General features: G+C 43.5%; 2 protein-coding genes and 1 pseudogene. 1 reads left to right on the top strand and 2 read right to left on the bottom strand.

Translation table 11 applies throughout. The features are described 5' to 3' along the window. Positions 1–294, top strand: a 294-nt coding sequence (locus tag F6K49_RS51645) for a hypothetical protein (protein WP_293110760.1), incomplete at its 5' end; no start/stop codon positions are given. Between the two features lie 395 nt (positions 295–689). Here F6K49_RS51645 and F6K49_RS51640 read toward each other — a convergent pair. Beyond that, entirely contained in the window at positions 690–899 is a 210-nt protein-coding gene (locus F6K49_RS51640; RefSeq protein ID WP_143727471.1) for a hypothetical protein, read from the bottom strand. Continuing rightward, positions 900–1,134, bottom strand: a pseudogene (locus F6K49_RS51635) (hypothetical protein); the annotation flags it as partial.

Genomic DNA, 1,134 nt, shown 5'->3' with positions numbered 1-1,134 from the left:
TCAGCTGATGGAACAATTACTGTTTACCGATACTTTTTAGCTACCAAAGTCTACCAAGATAGACCATTACCCGCCAATGCAAGCTGTTCACGAAGTGTCGGCTTTGCCGAATCTCTCAGCCAGGGGGTATCTCCCAAAGCCCGTAGGAATATCCCACGAGCGCCATTGATGTCACGTTCGCGAAGCGTGACCAAAGGTCAATCCATTTGTTGGTTATCGATTTTTGATTTGATAATCTTGCTCCCGCCGATATTGACTAGTTCACCAGTCCAGCTAACAGTCTTGCTAGTATAGGCTTGCGCTTTCATCAACAACTATTTTTCGGTTTTCGGCTGCTTTATGCTTTAAGAACTCTTTAAACCGATAGTGGGCAAAAGAAAGCATATTGCGAACCGTTTTAGATCTAAGTTATCGATTTTGCTTTTTAGACATCTCAGACGTCTCAAAGGTAGGAAGCAGTATTACGTCAAAGTTATCAACTAGGAATCTTGCCGCTTTGTGATGCAGTTCATTTACCAGATTTTGAATTCTAATAATCATCCTCCTGGCGGCTTTTCTCCTTCGACGCTTTTGCTTACCCTTAGCTTTGCTAATTTTTGAAATTAAATTGTCTAAGTGATGACATAATCGTTGGATCCGAGAAAAGTCACCATGGCCAATCTTCCCAATAGAAGTCTCACTGAAAAATGTCAAAAAGCGATGCAGCGCGGTCTTGGGGAGGCAGCGCGGTCTTGGGGGTCCCCCCCATGAGCGACTGCCGTGGTTTCCCCCATGAGCGACTGCATCAAGACAGTTCTAACACCAGGATCTAAGGCAACTACTCTACCTTGGTTTTCGGTTTCTCCTTGAGTTGTCTTATAGGGAACTACTAAATAATAGTCCCCGTTGGTGCTAGTCAATCAACAATCGCAGATGTGATTCGGCGTAGCCGACGCTGCGCGAACGGGAAGTGTTTCAGTAAAGGTTATTTCACTTAATATCGTGTAATAAATTCCTTTAATAGAAACCGCCGACTTTGGAATATAACAAGTTTGTACCAAATTTTTCCGATATCTGAACTTTACCCGATTAATCTGCGCTGTCTTTTTGTATTTTTTCTTGGCCTCCGGAGACGAAACCTGATTGATGACCCCA

The organism is Moorena sp. SIO3I6 (genome assembly GCF_010672095.1).
Note: the sequence above shows the minus strand (reverse complement) of the source record. Positions and strands in the feature narration are given on the sequence as shown.